The sequence below is a fragment of the Yersinia sp. Marseille-Q5920 genome (assembly GCF_946902935.1).
Classification (GTDB): Bacteria; Pseudomonadota; Gammaproteobacteria; order Enterobacterales; family Enterobacteriaceae; genus Yersinia; species Yersinia rochesterensis.
Genome location: NZ_CAMPQA010000013.1, coordinates 111,737 through 129,905 on the forward strand (window position 1 = coordinate 111,737; position 18,169 = coordinate 129,905).

The window sequence follows — 18,169 nt, forward strand, 5'->3', positions numbered from 1 at the left end:
TTTTAATACAAAACTAAAATACAGAGAATAGATATAGATATTGAATGTAAAGTCTTCAGGTGAAGTGTTATTTTTATCTGTCGGTCGAAGTGACTCAATGATGAGTCATATATTTGTTGTTTAATATAAGGGATTTATTATGACAGTAAGTATTCAATATAATAGCGAATTTAAAGATTATACCCTTTCTTCATATCTTCAGCAGTGGGCCACTAAGCATGGCGATATCAAAGACACTGGGGCTGAAGGATACTCCAAGGATTTTGGTCAATTCGCTGGTGGTGGATTTTTTGATGGGACCCAATATTCAGTGAGTAGCTCGCACGGTACGGGTACCGCGATAATTGTTGAAGGCGAGTTGAAGTACTCCTTTATGCCTCAGCATACTTTCTACGGCAAAATGGAAGGCTTGGAGTTAGGTGAATCATTGGCTGATAATCAAAATGGTATTGGTAAGCAGCTTAATGATGTGCAACTGAAATTGTGCAATATAGATATTACCGGTGACTATGATGTTAACAAAACCATGGCAGAAAACCACCAAGGCGAGATGCATAAAGCCACTTATGGTTTGATGCGTGGCAATGCAGAACCCCTGTTGGGAATACTCGCGGCCAAAGGTATTGATATCAATACCTCACTGAAAGATATGGCTATCGCCAGCCAGTTCGATACCAGCAGTGAAATGATGGCAGATGCGCCAATGATTGATACTGTCGGAGCATATGATGGTGGCGATATATTGATGGCTGCATAATAGTAATAAATACCATCATAATATGATTTTTAGATAAATAAAATAAACCACCGCGAGCTACTCTGGTTGGTTTGGCATATATTGCTGGCGGTGGTTACTGTAATTTTATCCCGTAGATATATATGACTCATTGATGGGATATAGATTCATTGTCAATTAAAAGGATATTATTATGACAGTAACTATTAAATATCACAGTCAATTCGCAGACCACACCATATCTTCTTATACCCAGCAGTGGGCTACTGCTTACGGTGACTTAGTTCAGGCCAGTAATATTGATGAGCTATATTATTTCTTTAGCGATATCGACGCTAATGATAATAATGAAATCGTTCTTGCTGGTTTTAAAAGCCCTTATCAGAGCGAAGCAATAATTATTGGTGGGACGCTCTTGGGTGATAATGGAAGAATGGGGATTGATAATTATATTCAATCCTTGGAGTTTGGTGAGTCATTAATTTCTAATACTGATAATACCGCTAAACAACTTGAACAAGTGCAGTTGAGATTCGATGGCTTAGAAATTGAAGGTGATTTTTATCATTCAGCCTGTTCATTATCTCGTGCGATACACGCTGAACCAGGCAAACCTTACCAAGATGGGGCCGATCAAGGCACATACAATTTGCTGAGAGGCAATGCCGACTCAATGTTGGAACTCCTCAAAGCCCAAGGTGTTGATATCAATACTCCACTGAAAGATATGGCGATTGCCAGCCAGTTGGATACCACAAGTGAAATGATGGCTGATGCGCCAATTATTGATACTATCGGTTCATATGATAGTGCCGAAATATTGATGGCAGCATAATAGTAATAAAGATCATGATAATATCATTTTTAGATAAATAAAACAAAACCACCGCGAGCGACTCTGGTTGGTTTGGCGTATACCGCTTGCGGTAGACATTGTAACTTTATTTTATTCCGTAGAGATATATAACTCAATGGCGAGTTATATATTATTAATGGTCAAATGAAAGGATACTATTATGACTGTGGAAATAAAGTATCAACCAAAAATTAAAAATGAAACAATTTCTTCCTATCTTCATCAATGGGCAACTAAATTTGATGATATGGTTTTGATTAAACCAGATATAGAATACAGTATTATCTCCTCCACTAAACCCTCCCCTCCAGTTTCCGGTAGAAAAATTGCTGCGGCCAGCTCCCATCTTTACGATCAGAAAAAAGCAGCAATAGTGACAGAGTTTGTAGCAACGATTAATATAGATATAGAGGATTTACTCGATCAGCACTTAATTCCAGATATTAGCGGGAGTTTAGAGTTAGGTGAAAATTTATTCCCTACATCTGATCTGAAAGGTATAGGATTTGAACAGTTGCAACTTCAGGAAGTGCAATTGGAGTTCAGCGGATTAGATATTGCAGATGATATAACTAATTCTATTTATACTTTATCTTATGTACTGAATGAGGATAAAAACTATCAAGGTGGAGAGGATCTTGGAATATACAACTTACTAAGAGGTAATGCAGAACCCATATTAATGAAGCTGGAAGCACAAGGCATTGATGTGCACACTCGGCTTAAAGATATGGCTATCGCCAGTCAGTTTGATATTGCCAGCGATATTATGGTCGATACATTAGATATTGAAACTGTCGGTGTGCCACAAGAGTTATTAGCCGCATAATTAAAAGGATATTATTATGGCCGTTACTATCACATATGATAAAAAAATCAGTCATGAGTCTATTTCTTCATATACACGTAAATGGGCTAATTATTTCGGCGATATGACGCTAGCACCGTCTGATAACTCAGATGAAGATTATATTTTTCAGTTAGGGTCATACAGCCCAGCCGATTCAGGGAGTCTCTATGCATATGGAAGAATCAATCCTCAGCAGAATAATGTAGCGATAACCACTGGGTATGTAGCAACCACATCAATGGTAGGTGATGATCTATTTAATCAGCAAGTCACTGCGGGCATCAACGGAAGCTTGTATTTTGGTGAGAAAATATCGTCTCTTTCTAATATTGAGTTAAGTAAAGGCCAGCTCGACCATGAAATATATTATCGACTTAAGAATGAGAAGTTAAAATTTGACGGACTAGATATTGCAGATGATATAGAAAGTTCATTTTATATGTTGCTCCATTCCTACATTCATCATGACTGCCTAAGTGGTAAAGATCTCGGCGTATACAGTTTATTAAGAGGCGATGCCGAACCGATACTGAAAAAGCTGAAAGCGCAAGGTATTGACGTAGATACACCGCTTAAAGATATGGCTATTGCCAGTCAGTTTGAGGCCGCCAGCGAAGTTATCAATGACGCGCCAGTAATTGATACTGTCGGGACCGCCGCTAATGTTGAAATATTATTAGCTGCTTAATAAAGATTGTAAAAATTATTTTTTTGGTGAGTTGATAATATTACCGTCATACCTTGGATGATACTGGTTATATTTGTATCACTAAGGGTTTAAATTATTGTATTTGAGAAATAAAACAGCGCTAACTCAGACAGTAATCCTACTTTTAGTATGGGAATGGACGCCATGGAATCATATAAAATCCCAGAGACTTCCTCGGAGTCTCTGACTATCCTTTCTGTTTTAGCCCATCATAAGAAGAGTCTCTGGGGAATAGGGCTATTTACCGCAGTAATTAATCTTTTAATGTTGGCCCCCGCTATTTATATGCTGCAGGTTTATGATCGCGTTTTGGCGTCAGCGAATACCATGACATTATTGATGCTCACTATTTTGGTACTGGGAATATTTGTATTTATTGGCTTACTTGAATGGATTCGCAGCGCGATAGTTATTCGGCTTGGGACTCGGATTGATATGCAACTTAATCAACGGGTCTTTAACGCCGCGTTTTCATCTCAACTTGTGGGCCATAAAACACCGGCAGCACAAGCTTTAAATGATCTGACCTCTCTACGTCAGTTTGCGACGGGAAATGCCCTATTTGCCTTTTTTGATGCTCCTTGGTTCCCACTTTACTTATTGGTCATTTTTGTCCTCCATCCCTGGTTAGGTGTATTAGCCGCATCCGGTGCTTGTGTGTTGATTTTTTTAGCTTGGCTCAACCAGTGGGTGTGTAAAAAGTCATTAAAAGAAGCTTCCACAATAACTTCACAAGCAACACAGCAAGCCAATGCGAATTTGCGCAATGCAGATGCTATTGAAGCCATGGGAATGTTGGATGCATTACGCAGACGTTGGTTAGTCCAGCATTCACATTTTCTTTATCAGCAAAATATTGCCAGTGACAAAAGCAGTCAGGTGACTGCGGCATCTAAATCCAGTCGCCATGCTTTGCAATCAATGATGCTAGGGCTAGGTGCATTACTGGTCATTGACGGCGCAATTACGGCGGGAGTCATGATTGCTGGTTCAATTTTAATCGGCCGGGTATTAGGGCCTATTGACCAGTTAATTGCAGTTTGGAAACAATGGAGCCAGGCGCGGTTGTCTTATCAGCGTCTGGCTCATTTATTAGCAGAGCATCCACCTGTACCCGCAGGTATGGTTTTGTCTGCGCCAATAGGAAAACTCAGCGTAATACAGCTCACTGTTTGTAAGCCGGGCACACATATCCCAATTTTATATTCCATCAACTTTGAATTGCATCCCGGTAATATTTTGGGTGTTTTGGGGCCATCCGGCAGTGGCAAATCGACCTTGGCGAAACTGTTGGTCGCATGTAAACCGGCTTTCAGCGGTTCGGTGCGATTAGATAGCGCGAATATCTCTCAATGGGATAAAGCCCACCTAGGGCAATTTATTGGTTACCTGCCACAGGATATTCAGCTATTTCGAGGTTCGATTGCTGAAAATATTGCGCGCTTTGGCACGATTGACACAGTAAAAGTTATCGCGGCGGCTCAGATGGCGGGGGTTCACGATTTAATCTTACATCTGCCGTGCGGATATGACTCTCAACTAGGCGAGGGCGGTGAGGCATTATCTGGCGGCCAGCGCCAGCGCATTGCTTTAGCACGGGCAATGTATGGTGTACCACGGCTTATTGTGTTGGATGAGCCAAATGCCAATTTGGATAAAGAAGGTGAAAAAGCTTTATTAGAAAGCATTATCCGGCTCAAACAGCAGGGTTGCACCATTGTGATGATCACCCATAAGCCAGAGTTATTGTCAGATAGCGACTACCTATTGCTGCTCAATAAAGGGCGGGTGGAATTGTTCGATCGTACTGCAACCGTTTTACAGCAGATTAAAGGGCAGGAGAAGCCGCCGGTTAAAGATGAAGTCAAAGCACCAGCGAGTAAAAAGTCTTGGAATAGCGGTATCTCATATGGTGCTGTCCCAGCTCGCACGGCATCACAAAAATCATGATATTAAATATATCCACGGAAGGAGAAGTCACCGATGTTACCTGAATCTAGTCGTAGCTCGGCTAAGAATATGCATCAAAACCCACCGCCGCTTCAGACCAATAGCGGGAGATATCTTAGCCTTGGCGGGTTATTGGTTATAGGCGGTTTCATCGGTTCTTTGCTTTGGGCGGGGTTGGCACCCTTGGATAAAGGTATTGCTGTTATGGGGCATATTGTTGTCGCGGAAAATCGTAAGTTGGTTCAACCGTTGCAAGGAGGGCGTATTCAACAATTGCATATTGCCGAGGGTGAGGACGTCACAGAAGGGCAGTTACTTATCACGCTGGATGATACTGCAATGCGTAGTCATCGGGATAACTTACAGCATCAGTATTTGAACGCCCTCGCTCAGGAAGCCCGTCTCACTGCGGAACAACATGAATTGCCGACAATTACTTTTCCCCCGATGTTGCTCCAGCACCCCGCGCAGCCTTTAGTTGAACGCAATATTGTCTTGCAGCAACAGCTTTTTCATCATCGACGCCAAGCTCAACTGAGTGAAATTGCTCGGTTATCTGCACAAATTACTCGTCACGAGAGCCAGTTGGATGGATTACAAACGCTGCGAGGTCATAACCAGCAACAATTTAACTTGTTCCAGCAGCAATTGCAGGGGGTTCAGTTATTGGCGAAAAATGGTCATGTCTCTCAAAGCCAACTGTTAGAGATGGAGCGGCAGGCGATCTCACTGCGTGCCAATATAGAGAAAAATACCAGTGAGATTTTGGAGCTTCACAAACAAATTGGTGAAACAGAGCAGCATATCTTACAGCGGCGTGAACAGTATAAAAGTGAGAATCGCGAGCAACTGGCCAAAGCGCAGCAAAGTACTCAAGAGCTAGAGCTGCGTTTGGGGGTTGCGGAATATGAGTTAGATAACACGCGTATTTACGCGCCGGTCAATGGCACAGTTATCGCGCTTGCTCAACATACTGTTGGCGGCGTGGTCAGTACTGGGCAAACATTAATGGAACTGGTTCCCAGTGGGCAGCCATTATTAGCGGAGGCTCAGCTCCCCGTATCATTAATTGATAAGGTGGTGATTGGGCTACCCGTAGATCTGAATTTCTCTGCCTTTAATCAAAGTAATACCCCACGATTACAAGGTTCTGTATTGCATGTTGGTGCGGATCGGATACAGCATCCTCAGACTTTAGAGCCTTATTATCCCTTAACTGTCGCTATTGATATTGAGCAAACTGAGCTAGAAATCCGGCCCGGTATGTCAGTTGATATTTTTATCCGCACAGGGGAACGGTCATTACTTAATTATTTGTTTAAACCGCTCACAGACCGCCTGCATGTCGCCTTTGCTGAAGAGTAATTCTTGAGAGGTAACGGATTAAAAATAAAGGAATATAGTGATTCAATTTATGAAAAAACGACAGGATAGCGGCAGTATCATGCTTTGGTGGGGAAGTATCTTATTTACCAGCGGCATCCATATCTCTCTGATATGGCTATTGAGTCACACATTTATGCTCCCGCCCTCAACAGAGGTCTCTCCTGTGGCAATGATGCTCGCCTTGTCGACAGAACCGGAATTTACCCAAAACTTAGAGCAAGATTCGGTGGTGGGGATCACCCAAAACACCAATGAGCCAATAGTCGAGCAGTTGGAAAACCAACCAGAAGATGTCAGCCAAGTGCTGACCGCTCCCGAGCACTCTAATGCTGCGTTGGTTGTTGAAAGAAAGGTAGACACCGATAAAAAAGAGCCGACCAAGGTAAAACGACCACAACAAAAAGTCATAACATCGCGCCAACCTATCAGCGAGCAATTACCTGAAAATCAAAGTAAACCTTCTACGCCCGCAGTGACAACCAGCACACTATTGTCTGGCGAAAGTCACCAGGTTGCGGCGGCCGCGAACAGTGATTCGGCGCATAATCAAAAGAGTAAAATGAATTGGAAAAGCCGCTTACAAGGGCATTTGGCGGGGTTTAAACGTTATCCTCTCCGCGCCAAAAAACAGCGCCAACAAGGAGACGCGATTATCCGTTTTGTGGTCAATAAAGAGGGATATGTGCTCTCCGTTAAACTCATTAAAAGCAGTGGAACAGCGGCTTTAGATCAAGAAGCATTGGCCGTGATTAAACGCGCCCAACCATTGCCTCCGCCGCCGGCCGGGTTGTTATCGAATGGGCAGGTAACATTGGCTATGCCCATTGGTTTTGAGCTGAAAAGTAAAAAATGGTGAATGGTGGCGGCCGTTTGAAACCGTTTAGAGCAATAACAAAGTTGATAAGCGGGGAAATGTGCTGAATGGGTCGTAGCGGCGTGTGCCGCGGGAGCGCCCATCGGTGCAGTCGCCTCGTCAATCACCGAGCTATAAAAAAGGTTTGTCAGTAACCTAAACCGGGCATAAAGCCCGGTTTAGTTAGCGAGAAAAGATTAGGTGGAAATATTATTCACCAGGGCAGCGCAGACAACGCTCCGCCTCGTCAGTGCCCAGTTTTAACTTGGACTGCAAATCACGTAATGCTGTACGCAAACCTTCCTCAATAACGGGATGGTAGAACGGCATATCCAGCATTTGATTGATGGTCATTTGCTGTTGATGTGCCCACGCTAATAGATGTGCAATATGCTCGGCGCTCGGCCCCATCATTTCAGCACCCAGGAAGCGACCTGTTCCCTGTTCGCCATAAACCCGCAAAATACCTTTGTTTTTCAGCATGACACGCGAGCGACCTTGGTTCTCAAAAGAGACTTCGCCGATTTCAAAACAACCGCATGCACTGAATTTTTGCGACAGCTCGCGGAAAGTAGAGCCAACCATTGCGATTTGTGGATCAGAAAACACCACTGAAATTACGCTGCGGCGTAAACCCGGCACTACTTCAGGGAATCCGCCAGCATTCACCCCGGCAATGCGGGCCTGATCACTGGCTTCATGCAACAATGGCAATTGGTTACTGGCATCCCCGGCGATAAAGATATGTGGCACGCTGGTCTGCATTGTCAGCCGATCGGCGGACGGTACACCGCGCTCATCAAGCTCCAGTGAGGTATTTTCCAGCCCCAGTTTATCAACATTTGGACGGCGACCAGTGGCCGCTAAAACATAATCCACCATAATTTCTTGTGGTGAACCGGCTTCATCCAAATAGCGGATAAAGACTTTATCCCCTTCGCGCTGCATCACTTCAACTTTCACATCTGGATTGAGATAGAATTCCTCACCCAGCGTTTTTGCTGCGTAATTACGCACAATACTGTCTGTCAGGGGGCCGACACCACCACCCACGCCGAACATTTTAACTTGAACACCAAGCCGATGCAGCGCCTGACCCAGCTCCAGCCCGATAACCCCAGGGCCGAAAACTGCGACTGATTCGGGTAAGTCATCCCAGTTGAAAACGTCATCATTGACGATAAGCCGGTCACCCAGCTCATTCCAGGCGGCAGGCCAAGTTGGGCGAGAGCCGGTAGCAATCACGATACGCTGCGCAATGATTTTTTGTGAAGAAAGGCCAATGTGATCATCTACTTGCAGTGTATTGTCATCAATAAAACGGGCGTACCCCTGAATTTTATCCTCTGCTGGAATATTATCGACACCTTCCAGCACAAAACCAACAAAACGGTCGCGTTCGCGCTTCACTCGATCCATCACTTCGCGGCCATTAATCAAGATATTACCTTGCGGATGGATACCAAAACCGGGTGCTTTTTCAATCTGATGCACAGCTTCAGCCGCGGCAATCAGTAGTTTGGATGGCATGCAACCGACGCGGGCACAGGTGGTGCCGTATTCGCCACCTTCAATCATCACCACATTTGGGGTCGACAGTTTGGCAGCGCGATAAGCGCCAAGCCCGGCAGTACCGCCGCCAATAATGGCGACATCAACGTTTAAGGTTTTCATGTCTATTCCTAACAGAAAAAAAGGGTAGGCCGAAGCCTACCAAGTATACCCTTCGTATTTGAAGCTACAGGGTTGTTAGCTACGCTTACCCACCCGAATCACTTACTTGAGTAAGCTCAACGGGATGAGTTCACTTGCCGCCGACCTGCAACTTCAATGACTTTGGGTATTCACGATATCTTTATTTTTATTAATGTCATTAAGCAGACAGATAACTTTCTAAATCATCACTGCCACCAATGTGGCGACCGCCGATAAATACCTGTGGCACAGTTCCGCGGCCAGTTACAGCTCTCAGACTGACCGTCGTTGCATCTTTACCCAGCACGATTTCTTCATACTGAATACCATGGTCTTGCAGCATTTGTTTTGCTTTGGCGCAGAATGGGCAGCCCGGCTTGGTAAAGACAGAAACAGATTCCTGTACTTTAAAATCAGGGGCCAGATATTTCAGCATAGTGTCAGCATCAGACACTTCAAACGGGTCGCCCGGTTTGTTTGGTTCGACAAACATTTTCTCAACCACACCGTTGCGCACCAGCATGGAGTAACGCCATGAACGCGGACCAAAGCCCAGATCCGCTTTCTCAACCAGCATATCCATGCCTTTGGTGAACTCGCCGTTACCATCAGGAATGAAAGTGATATTTTCAGCATGCTGATCGGCTTTCCAAGCATTCATCACGAAAGTATCATTGACTGACACACACAGAATGCTATCAACACCGTGCTGTTTAAACACACCGGCCAGTTCGTTATAACGCGGCAGATGGCTGGATGAACAGGTCGGGGTAAAGGCACCCGGCAGTGAAAACACGATGACAGTTTTATTGTTGAACAATTCATCGGTAGTGACATCAACCCACTGGTCGCCCTGACGGGTATGGAAAGTCACTTGTGGAATTTTTTTACCTTCTTGACTAGTGAACATCTGTAACTCCTTAATTAAAAAATAAAATATTTAAATTTTTCTAGGTATCTCTTCGTTGGGACACATTATTCATTTTATCACTTGATAGTTCTAATCACTGGTTGCTATCTTATCTATCGTCAATGGCTATCATAAAGCGGAGCACCGATGAATATTCGTGATTTAGAATACCTGGTGGCGCTGGCTGAATTCAGGCATTTCCGGCGCGCTGCCGACTCTTGTCATGTCAGTCAGCCCACATTAAGTGGTCAGATTCGTAAATTGGAAGATGAACTGGGCGTGATGTTGTTAGAACGCACCAGCCGGAAAGTGCTGTTTACGCAGGCTGGATTACTGCTGGTGGATCAAGCCAGAACAGTATTACGGGAAGTGAAAGTGCTCAAAGAAATGGCCAGTTTGCAGGGTGAGAGTATGTCTGGCCCGCTGCATATTGGGCTGATTCCTACTGTTGGGCCATATCTATTGCCGCAAATCATTCCTATGTTGCATCAAACATTCCCGAAACTGGAAATGTATCTGCACGAAGCGCAAACCCAAAATCTTCTGGCTCAGTTGGATAGCGGCAAACTCGATTGCGCTATTTTGGCATTGGTCAAAGAAACCGAGGCCTTTATTGAAGTTCCACTGTTTGATGAGCCGATGCAATTGGCGATTTATGCTGATCACCCGTGGGCCGATCGTGACAAAGTGCAGATGCATGAGCTGGCGGGTGAGAAATTACTGATGCTGGAAGATGGTCACTGTTTGCGTGATCAGGCGATGGGTTTTTGCTTCCAGGCGGGTGCTGATGAAGATACACATTTCCGCGCCACCAGTTTGGAAACATTGCGTAATATGGTTGCTGCGGGCAGCGGAATTACGCTATTGCCATCACTGGCAGTGCCGAATGAAAGAAAGCGCGACGGCGTTTGTTATCTGGAATGCTACAAACCCGTGCCAAAACGTACCATTGCGTTGGTGTACCGCCCCGGTTCCCCATTGCGTGGACGCTATGAGCAACTTGCCGAGGCGATACGTGAACACATGCAACCGCGCATGAGTTCAGAGGCTGTTAACCAAAAGTTAGAACAGGCGGTTTAATCCATTAAGCGCCGCCACTCGGTAGGCTTCCGCCATGGTCGGGTAGTTGAAGGTAGTATTAACGAAATATTCGATAGTATTGCCTTCTCCTTTTTGTTCCATGATGGCCTGCCCGATGTGGATAATTTCCGCCGCACGTTCACCAAAGCAATGAATGCCAAGGATCTGTTTGGTTTCGCGATGGAACAGAATCTTCAAACTACCGGTATCCATACCCACGATTTGCGCCCGCGCGAGGTGTTTAAATTGCGCCCGGCCGACCTCGTAGGGGACTTTCATTGCAGTCAAGTCCTGTTCAGTTTTACCTACCGAACTGATTTCCGGAATGGTGTAAATACCCGTCGGAATATCTTCAATCAGGTGAGTATTCGCCTCACCTTTGATCATTGCCTGCGCTGCAATTCGCCCTTGGTCATAAGCCGCCGAAGCCAGACTTGGGTAGCCAATCACATCACCCACCGCATACACATGGGGCAGCGCTGTTTGGTACATGCTGTTGACCTTCAACAAGCCACGGCTATCTGCTTCTAGCCCAATATTATCCAAGCCCAAACCACTGGTGTTACCGGTGCGGCCATTGGCATATAACAAGCAGTCGGCTTTGACTTTTTTGCCCGATTTTAAATGGACAATAACCCCATCAACCGTGCCTTCAATTTGCTCAAACTCTTCGTTGTGGCGAATAACCACGCCGTTATTCCAGAAGTGGTAAGAGAGGGCATCTGACATTTCCTGATCGAGGAAAGCCAAAAGGCGGTCGCGGGTATTGATTAAGTCGACTTTGACACTCAAACCACGGAAAATTGACGCATATTCACAGCCAATCACCCCCGCACCATAAATAATGACGTGCTGTGGTTCATGGCTGAGTTGTAAAATGGTATCACTGTCGTAAATACGTTCGTGGGTAAAATCCACGTTTGCTGGGCGATAAGGGCGTGAGCCCGTCGCTATCACGATATTATCGGCTCGCAGTGTATCGTTGGTGCCGTCGGCATAACGCACATTGATAGTATTGGCGTCTATGAAGCTGGCATCACCGGAGAACATTTGGCAGTGATTGCGATCATAAAAACCTTGGCGCATACGGGTTTGCTGGTTAATAACGCGATCCGCATGGTTTAAGATATCAGCAAAAGAAGAGCTGATGGTTCTGGCATTGTCACTGTAGAGTGGGTTTTGGTTGAACTCGATAATTCGGCTAACGGCGTGGCGCAAAGCTTTGGAAGGGATAGTGCCCCAATGGGTGCAGCCCCCGCCCACATTATTATACCGTTCAATCACGGCAATGCGGGCGCCTTGCTTGACCAGCCCCATAGCGGCGCCTTCACCGCCAGGACCCGAGCCAATAACAATGGCATCAAAATGGAAGTGCTGTTGCATGTAGGAGAGACCTGTTTTTATACAAAATTACAACGCCACATTAACATCATCCCAAGTATAACCCAATAAACAATGGGCAAATCACCGTGATGTATGCTGTAAAACGGCAATTCCGTATTGGGATGATACGTTTGTATAACGGTTGTTACTATAAAGTTTGGTATATTGCTGACTATATGTCTTAGATTAAGAGTTTGGATATCCCTTGGGTACGATTATGGGCGTCAGAGCACAACAAAAAGAACGGACTCGTCGTTCCCTTATCGAAGCGGCATTCAGCCAACTGAGTGCTGAGCGGAGTTTTGCCAGCCTGAGTTTGCGGGAAGTCTCCCGTGAGGCGGGTATTGCACCGACTTCTTTTTACCGGCATTTCCGTGATGTAGACGAGCTTGGGCTGACAATGGTCGATGAAAGCGGCCTGATGTTGCGCCAACTTATGCGGCAAGCGCGTCAGCGGATTGCTAAGGGCGGCAGCGTTATCCGCACTTCAGTTTCAACTTTTATGGAATTTATCGGTAATAACCCGAATGCATTCCGCTTATTGCTGCGGGAACGTTCTGGGACTTCCGCTGCATTTCGTGCGGCAGTTGCGCGTGAAATTCAGCATTTTATTGCTGAGTTGGCCGATTACCTCGAGCTGGAAAACCACATGCCGCGCAGCTTCACTGAAGCTCAAGCTGAGGCCATGGTCACAATAGTGTTCAGTGCGGGTGCAGAAGCGCTGGACGTGGATATTGAACAACGGCGACAGTTAGAAGAACGTTTGGTTTTACAACTGCGGATGATCTCCAAAGGCGCTTATTATTGGTATCGTCGTGAGCAGGAAAAGCTGGCGGTGTCCCACGTTTAATAAGGAAAAGGTAAGGAAAATGATGGAAGAATCGTGTTCTGAAAAACAGCCACACTCTGAAAAGCAACCCCACCGTGAAACGGGTACGCTGCTGCTGGCCTTGATTACGGGGTTGGCAATAAACGGCTCATTTAACGCGTTATTCAGTGGATTTGTTCCTTTTTCAATCTTTCCGCTGCTGGCATTATTTTTGGCGGTTTATTGTTTGCATCAGCGCTATCTCAATTTTGCCATGCCGCGAGGCCTGCCCGTGCTAGCGGGTGCGTGTTTCTTACTTGGTATTCTAGTGTATAGCGCGATTGTGCGGGTTGAGCATCCGGCGATCGGCTCTAACTTTGTTCCCTCTATTTTGAGTGTGGCGTTGGTGTTTTGGATTCTGTTCAAACTGAAAGCACGTAAATCGATGCAGACAGATATCAATACTGATAGCGGCACGGATACAGATAATCAGCAGCCGCAATAGCTTTTCTGTTCACCAATATCTCTAAATCGAAAGGGCAACATTGCGTTGCCCTTTTGTTTGTGTCCGATTCTTGCTTTTCGTCAGTCTCTTTTTTCCAACAAAACTCCACATTCCATATGATGGGTGTAAGGGAATTGATCAAATAGCGCTAATCGGCTGATTTTATGGGTATGTTGCAGCTGTTCCAAATTGGCGCACAGGGTCTCTGGATTACAAGAGATATAAAGGATGCGCGGATAAGCTTGTACTAACTTGACGGTTTCATCATCCAACCCACTGCGCGGTGGGTCGACAAAAATGGTTTCGCAGTTATAGCTAGTTAAATCAATATCTTTCAGTCGGTTGAATTCACGCACACCTTGCATGGCTTGGGTAAACTCTTCCGCGGACATACGGATAATTTGCACGTTGTCGATATGATTGGCGGCAATGTTGTATTGCGCCGCCGCCACTGACGGTTTGGCGATTTCAGTCGCTAATACGCGTTCAAAATTACGTGCCAATGCCAGCGAGAAATTACCGTTGCCGCAATATAGCTCCAATAAATCGCCGCTGGCATGTTGGGTGACATCAATCGCCCATTCCAGCATATGAATATTCACCGCAGCATTAGGTTGGGTGAAGCTATTCTCAACCTGACGATAAATCATCTCACGGCCGGCAACCGGCAGCACTTCGTCGATATAGTCGTGATCCAGCATGATTTTGGTTTTTGACGCCCGCCCAATCAGTTGCAGATCAAAGCCTTGCTCACGCAATTGGTCACGCAGTTCCCGCGCTTTCTGCTGCCATTCTTCATCTAATGGACGGTGATACAGCAAAGAGGCGATCAGCTTGCCGCTCAGAGTCGATAAGTAATCAATCTGGAACAGTTTGCGCCGTAAAATCGGCTCGGCTCTGATGGCAGTCATCAGCACGCTCATCAGACGATTAATTAACAAACTGGCGACCGGGAATTGCTCAACCCGAATCCGCTGCTTGGTTTGTTGGTCAAACATGATGTGGTACAAATCGTCTTCATCATGCCAAACGCGGAACTCGGCTCTCATGCGGTAATGCTGTGCGGGAGAACGAAATATTTGCGGTTCAGGGGCTTGAAACGGCGACATCATCGCCTGAAGACGGGCAGATTTTTCCGCCAATTGGTGCTCGTAGCCGTCAGTCGGCAGGATGTCAGGAGTCATGTTTCTTCTCGTCTGGACATGATAAAAGAGGTTTATTGCAGCGGATTGTAGGGAAAGTAGCTCTGATGTCCAGTTTTTGTCACTTAATTAATTTGTTACATGAATGGAAGTCTAGACATCCATTTAACTTAATAATAACATTGCCGTCCGGTCTCAAGCTGTTACTTAAACACTTAAGAGTTAAAAGGGAATCCGGTGTAAATCCGGAGCTGACGCGCAGCGGTAAGGGGATGTTACGGCGATAGGTTTCAACCAGACACTGTCCGAAAAGACGGGAAGTCATCGCCCGCTCTGTATAGTAGAGATCCCAAGCCCGAAGACCTGCCGGTATCACGTCGCAATATTCGTGGTCGTCGCGTAATACCGACCATGGCACTGCGGCATCCGCTATTTGAGTTTGGATGCTTTCCTAAATGATCATTAAAAATACAATGACAATAAAAAAATATACGCTGTTCACAGCCCTTTCTGTGACGGCGTTTTCTGGTTGGGCGCAGGACAACACAGCTAATAAAGATGAAATGGTGGTGACTGCCAATCGTTTTAAACAACCGGTTTCTACAGTATTGGCACCTACCGATGTGGTCACTCGCGATGATATCGAGCGCTGGCAGACAAAAAGTCTTAATGAAGTCATGCGCCGTTTGCCTGGTGTGGATATTGCCCAAATGGGAGGATTGGGTCAGGGTTCTTCTATGTATATCCGTGGTACGGAAGCGCGTCATGTGCTCATCTTGATTGATGGTATCCCACTGGCTCGCACCGGTATCGTTAATAGCGTCAATCTCGATCAAATCCCGATTTCCTTGGTGCAGCGGATTGAGTATATCCGTGGGCCGCGCTCTGCAGTCTATGGTTCGGGTGCAATTGGTGGCGTCATTAACGTGATTACGCAAACAGACCAGGAGGGCGCGCAGATTAATGCCGGTGTCGGTTCCAAGGGCTACCAGCAATATGATGGCAGTGTTCGCCAGCGTTTTGGCGATACCTTAGCCACATTAGCAGGGGGATATCAGACCACCAACGGCTATAACATCAAACCTAACTCACCCAATCCAATCGACAACGACCGCGATGGTTTTCGCAATAAAAACTTCTGGGCAGGGTTGGAACATCAGTTTAACCAAGAGATTTCCGGTTTTGTTAGAGGTTATGGTTATACCAACAATACTGATTACGATATTGGCAGTTTGTCGTCCCCTTCATACAGCGGCGATGAAGAGCGGCTATATAACCATACTTATGATGCAGGGTTGCGTTATGCATCGGGAGCTTATTCTTCCCAATTAGTCGGTAGCTATCAGAAATATAAGGATTATAACTTTAGCAGCCAATATGGCCGCTATGGTGTGGCTACCACACTGGATAATATGGATCAGCGTAATGTGCAATGGGGCAACACTTACAGCTTTGAAAGTGGAACACTGAGCGCGGGCCTGGACTGGCAACAGCAGCGCCTGACCTCATCTAACCAAAATATTTCAGATACTTATAAGCGGGATAACACCGGTTTATACCTCAGTGGGCAGCAGAAACTCGGCGATGTCACGTTGGAAGCTTCTGGCCGTGGGGATAAAGATGAGCAATTTGGCTGGCATGAAACATGGCAAACAGCGGTGGATTGGGAATTTGTTCCGGATTACCGCGTGACGTTATCTTACGGAACCGGCTTTCTTGCGCCTTCATTGGGTCAACAATATGGCTCGCAGCGCTTCAACATCATTTCAAACAGTGACCTTAAACCTGAAGAATCCCGCCAATGGGAAGCTGGGCTGGAAGGGGTAACTGGGCCGGTTGATTGGCGCTTGTCGGCTTATCACAATAAAATTGAAAACCTGATTGATTACTCCTTTGATAATTCAATCGTCAAGGGGCAATACTACAATGTCAATTCTGCGACCATCAAAGGCGTGGAATGGACGGGGAACATCACTACCGGCATATTTACGCATGCGGTTACCCTGCAATATATTGACCCGCGTAATGATCTAAATAATGAGGTATTAGCTCGCCGTTCTAAGCAACAGGCTAAGTATCAGTTAGATTGGACGATGTTCAATCTTGATATGGACGTCTCTTATCAATATTACGGTAAACGCTATGACAACATCACTTCGATTTATAACTCAACTCAGCGCGAATTATCGAGTTACAGCATAGTAGACGTTTCAGCTGGTTATCCGGTTACTTCTCATCTCACAGTTCGTGGTAGAATTGCTAACCTGTTTGATAAAGAATACGAAACGGCTTATGGCTATAAAACCGCTGGACGAGAGTATTACCTCACAGGAAGTTATAACTTCTAAGGCTGATACTGCTCCTCGCCCGACAGCACTGATTTTTGATTCCGGTGTTGGCGGGCTATCTGTTTATCAAGAGATTCGGCAATTACTGCCGGATCTCCACTATATATATGCTTTCGATAACGTCGCGTTCCCTTATGGGGAGAAGTCAGGTGAATTTATCGTTGAGCGCGTATTAGACATTGTCACTGCGGTACAACAGCGCCATCCGCTGGCGATTGTGGTTATCGCCTGTAACACGGCCAGCACGGTCTCTCTTCCTGCTTTACGCGAGCGTTTTGATTTCCCCGTCGTCGGTGTTGTTCCGGCGATTAAACCTGCGGTACGGCTCACGCGGAATGGTGTTGTCGGCCTACTGGCCACCCGTGGCACAGTTCATGCTTCTTATACCTTGGATTTGATTGAACGTTTTGCCACAGATTGCAAAATTGAGTTGTTGGGATCATCCGAGCTGGTGGAGCTGGCGGAAACCAAGCTGCATGGTGGTGCTGTGCCGCCGGAAGCATTAAAGAAAATCCTTCATCCGTGGCTCGCCATGCGTGAACCGCCAGATACCATTGTTTTAGGTTGCACCCATTTCCCTCTATTAACTGAAGAGTTAGCGCAAGTGCTACCAGAAGGTACCCGAATGGTCGATTCCGGTGCTGCAATTGCTCGCCGTACCGCCTGGCTTATCTCTTCTCAGGAAAATGTCGTTTCTTCTCAGTCGGAAAACATTGCGTATTGCATGGCATTGAATGCGGACACTGACGCTTTATTACCCGTTTTGCAGAGTTATGGCTTCCCAACGCTGGAAAAACTACCAATTTAACGGCGTTTTGACTAAAGATTCAGCGGTTGAAAAGTTTTTTCAAATTAGGGGTTGCAGCCTGTCAGGAACTCCCTATAATGCGCCTCCACTGACCGGGAACAACGAAACACACTTCGCCGGGTCAGGAAGAGAAAAGAATGATTTTGACTT

17 protein-coding genes and 1 riboswitch are annotated in these 18,169 nt (G+C 45.8%); of the genes, 13 read left to right on the forward strand and 4 right to left on the reverse strand.

Annotated features, from left to right (window positions below; all coding sequences use genetic code 11):
• The first annotated feature begins 139 nt into the window (after window positions 1-139).
• The 7 genes from OVO64_RS17175 (at window position 140) to OVO64_RS17205 (ending at window position 7,343) form a co-directional block, all read left to right on the forward strand.
• Window positions 140-757: a heme acquisition protein HasA gene (locus tag OVO64_RS17175; protein WP_267248911.1), complete on the forward strand. Its 618-nt coding sequence runs from the start codon at window positions 140-142 to the stop codon at window positions 755-757.
• 172 nt (window positions 758-929) lie between these two features.
• A complete protein-coding gene (locus OVO64_RS17180; protein WP_038638045.1) occupies window positions 930-1,571 on the forward strand; it encodes a heme acquisition protein HasA in 642 nt (213 codons plus the stop codon).
• Between the two features lie 181 nt (window positions 1,572-1,752).
• Window positions 1,753-2,421 carry a heme acquisition protein HasA gene (locus OVO64_RS17185; RefSeq protein WP_038638048.1) on the forward strand — a complete coding sequence of 223 codons (669 nt, stop codon included), beginning with the start codon at window positions 1,753-1,755 and terminating at the stop codon, window positions 2,419-2,421.
• Window positions 2,422-2,437: 16 nt separating this feature from the next.
• On the forward strand, window positions 2,438-3,130 hold the full coding sequence (locus tag OVO64_RS17190) for a heme acquisition protein HasA (protein WP_267248912.1): 693 nt from the start codon (window positions 2,438-2,440) through the stop codon (window positions 3,128-3,130).
• 165 nt (window positions 3,131-3,295) lie between these two features.
• Window positions 3,296-5,101 (forward strand): type I secretion system permease/ATPase, encoded by a 1,806-nt coding sequence (locus OVO64_RS17195; RefSeq protein WP_038638054.1) that lies wholly within the window; start codon window positions 3,296-3,298, stop codon window positions 5,099-5,101.
• A 33-nt stretch (window positions 5,102-5,134) separates the two neighbouring features.
• Window positions 5,135-6,466, forward strand: a complete 1,332-nt coding sequence (locus OVO64_RS17200; protein WP_267248913.1) for an HlyD family type I secretion periplasmic adaptor subunit — start codon at window positions 5,135-5,137, stop codon at window positions 6,464-6,466.
• A gap of 49 nt (window positions 6,467-6,515) precedes the next feature.
• Complete coding sequence (locus OVO64_RS17205) at window positions 6,516-7,343, forward strand: energy transducer TonB (protein ID WP_162928709.1); 828 nt, start codon at window positions 6,516-6,518, stop codon at window positions 7,341-7,343.
• 207 nt (window positions 7,344-7,550) lie between these two features.
• On the opposite strand, the gene OVO64_RS17210 is transcribed toward OVO64_RS17205, so the two are convergent.
• Together OVO64_RS17210 and OVO64_RS17215 are read right to left on the reverse strand one after the other, a co-directional pair.
• Window positions 7,551-9,014, reverse strand: a complete 1,464-nt coding sequence (locus tag OVO64_RS17210) for a dihydrolipoyl dehydrogenase (RefSeq protein WP_145509825.1) — start codon at window positions 9,012-9,014, stop codon at window positions 7,551-7,553.
• A 199-nt stretch (window positions 9,015-9,213) separates the two neighbouring features.
• Entirely contained in the window at window positions 9,214-9,945 is a 732-nt protein-coding gene (locus OVO64_RS17215) for a glutathione peroxidase (protein WP_038638063.1), read from the reverse strand.
• A 147-nt stretch (window positions 9,946-10,092) separates the two neighbouring features.
• Between OVO64_RS17215 and oxyR the strand changes: the two genes are divergently transcribed.
• Window positions 10,093-11,025: a DNA-binding transcriptional regulator OxyR gene (gene oxyR / locus OVO64_RS17220; RefSeq protein ID WP_038638066.1), complete on the forward strand. Its 933-nt coding sequence runs from the start codon at window positions 10,093-10,095 to the stop codon at window positions 11,023-11,025.
• Here the strand turns inward: oxyR and sthA are convergent.
• Entirely contained in the window at window positions 11,008-12,408 is a 1,401-nt protein-coding gene (gene sthA / locus OVO64_RS17225; protein WP_038638069.1) for a Si-specific NAD(P)(+) transhydrogenase, read from the reverse strand. The two genes, oxyR and sthA, sit on opposite strands and share 18 nt — an antisense overlap.
• 217 nt (window positions 12,409-12,625) lie before the next feature.
• Here sthA and fabR point away from each other — a divergent pair, with 217 nt between their 5' ends.
• Entirely contained in the window at window positions 12,626-13,258 is a 633-nt protein-coding gene (gene fabR, locus OVO64_RS17230; RefSeq protein ID WP_186377442.1) for an HTH-type transcriptional repressor FabR, read from the forward strand.
• A 19-nt stretch (window positions 13,259-13,277) separates the two neighbouring features.
• On the forward strand, window positions 13,278-13,721 hold the full coding sequence (locus OVO64_RS17235) for a YijD family membrane protein (RefSeq protein WP_072089203.1): 444 nt from the start codon (window positions 13,278-13,280) through the stop codon (window positions 13,719-13,721).
• Window positions 13,722-13,801: 80 nt separating this feature from the next.
• Here the strand turns inward: OVO64_RS17235 and trmA are convergent, their stop codons facing one another.
• Window positions 13,802-14,905, reverse strand: a complete 1,104-nt coding sequence (gene trmA / locus OVO64_RS17240) for a tRNA (uridine(54)-C5)-methyltransferase TrmA (RefSeq protein WP_038638075.1) — start codon at window positions 14,903-14,905, stop codon at window positions 13,802-13,804.
• A 131-nt stretch (window positions 14,906-15,036) separates the two neighbouring features.
• Window positions 15,037-15,249, forward strand: a riboswitch (cobalamin riboswitch).
• A gap of 69 nt (window positions 15,250-15,318) precedes the next feature.
• Between trmA and btuB the strand changes: the two genes are divergently transcribed.
• From btuB to OVO64_RS17255, 3 genes are all read left to right on the forward strand, one after another.
• Window positions 15,319-17,211, forward strand: coding sequence for a TonB-dependent vitamin B12 receptor BtuB (gene btuB, locus OVO64_RS17245; RefSeq protein ID WP_072089202.1), 1,893 nt, complete (start codon window positions 15,319-15,321; stop codon window positions 17,209-17,211).
• Entirely contained in the window at window positions 17,156-18,019 is an 864-nt protein-coding gene (murI, locus tag OVO64_RS17250) for a glutamate racemase (protein WP_120010988.1), read from the forward strand. Before btuB ends, murI begins: the two co-directional genes overlap by 56 nt.
• Window positions 17,985-18,169: hypothetical protein (locus tag OVO64_RS17255; protein ID WP_267248914.1), on the forward strand; the 185-nt coding region annotated here is incomplete at its 3' end. The genes murI and OVO64_RS17255, both read left to right, overlap by 35 nt.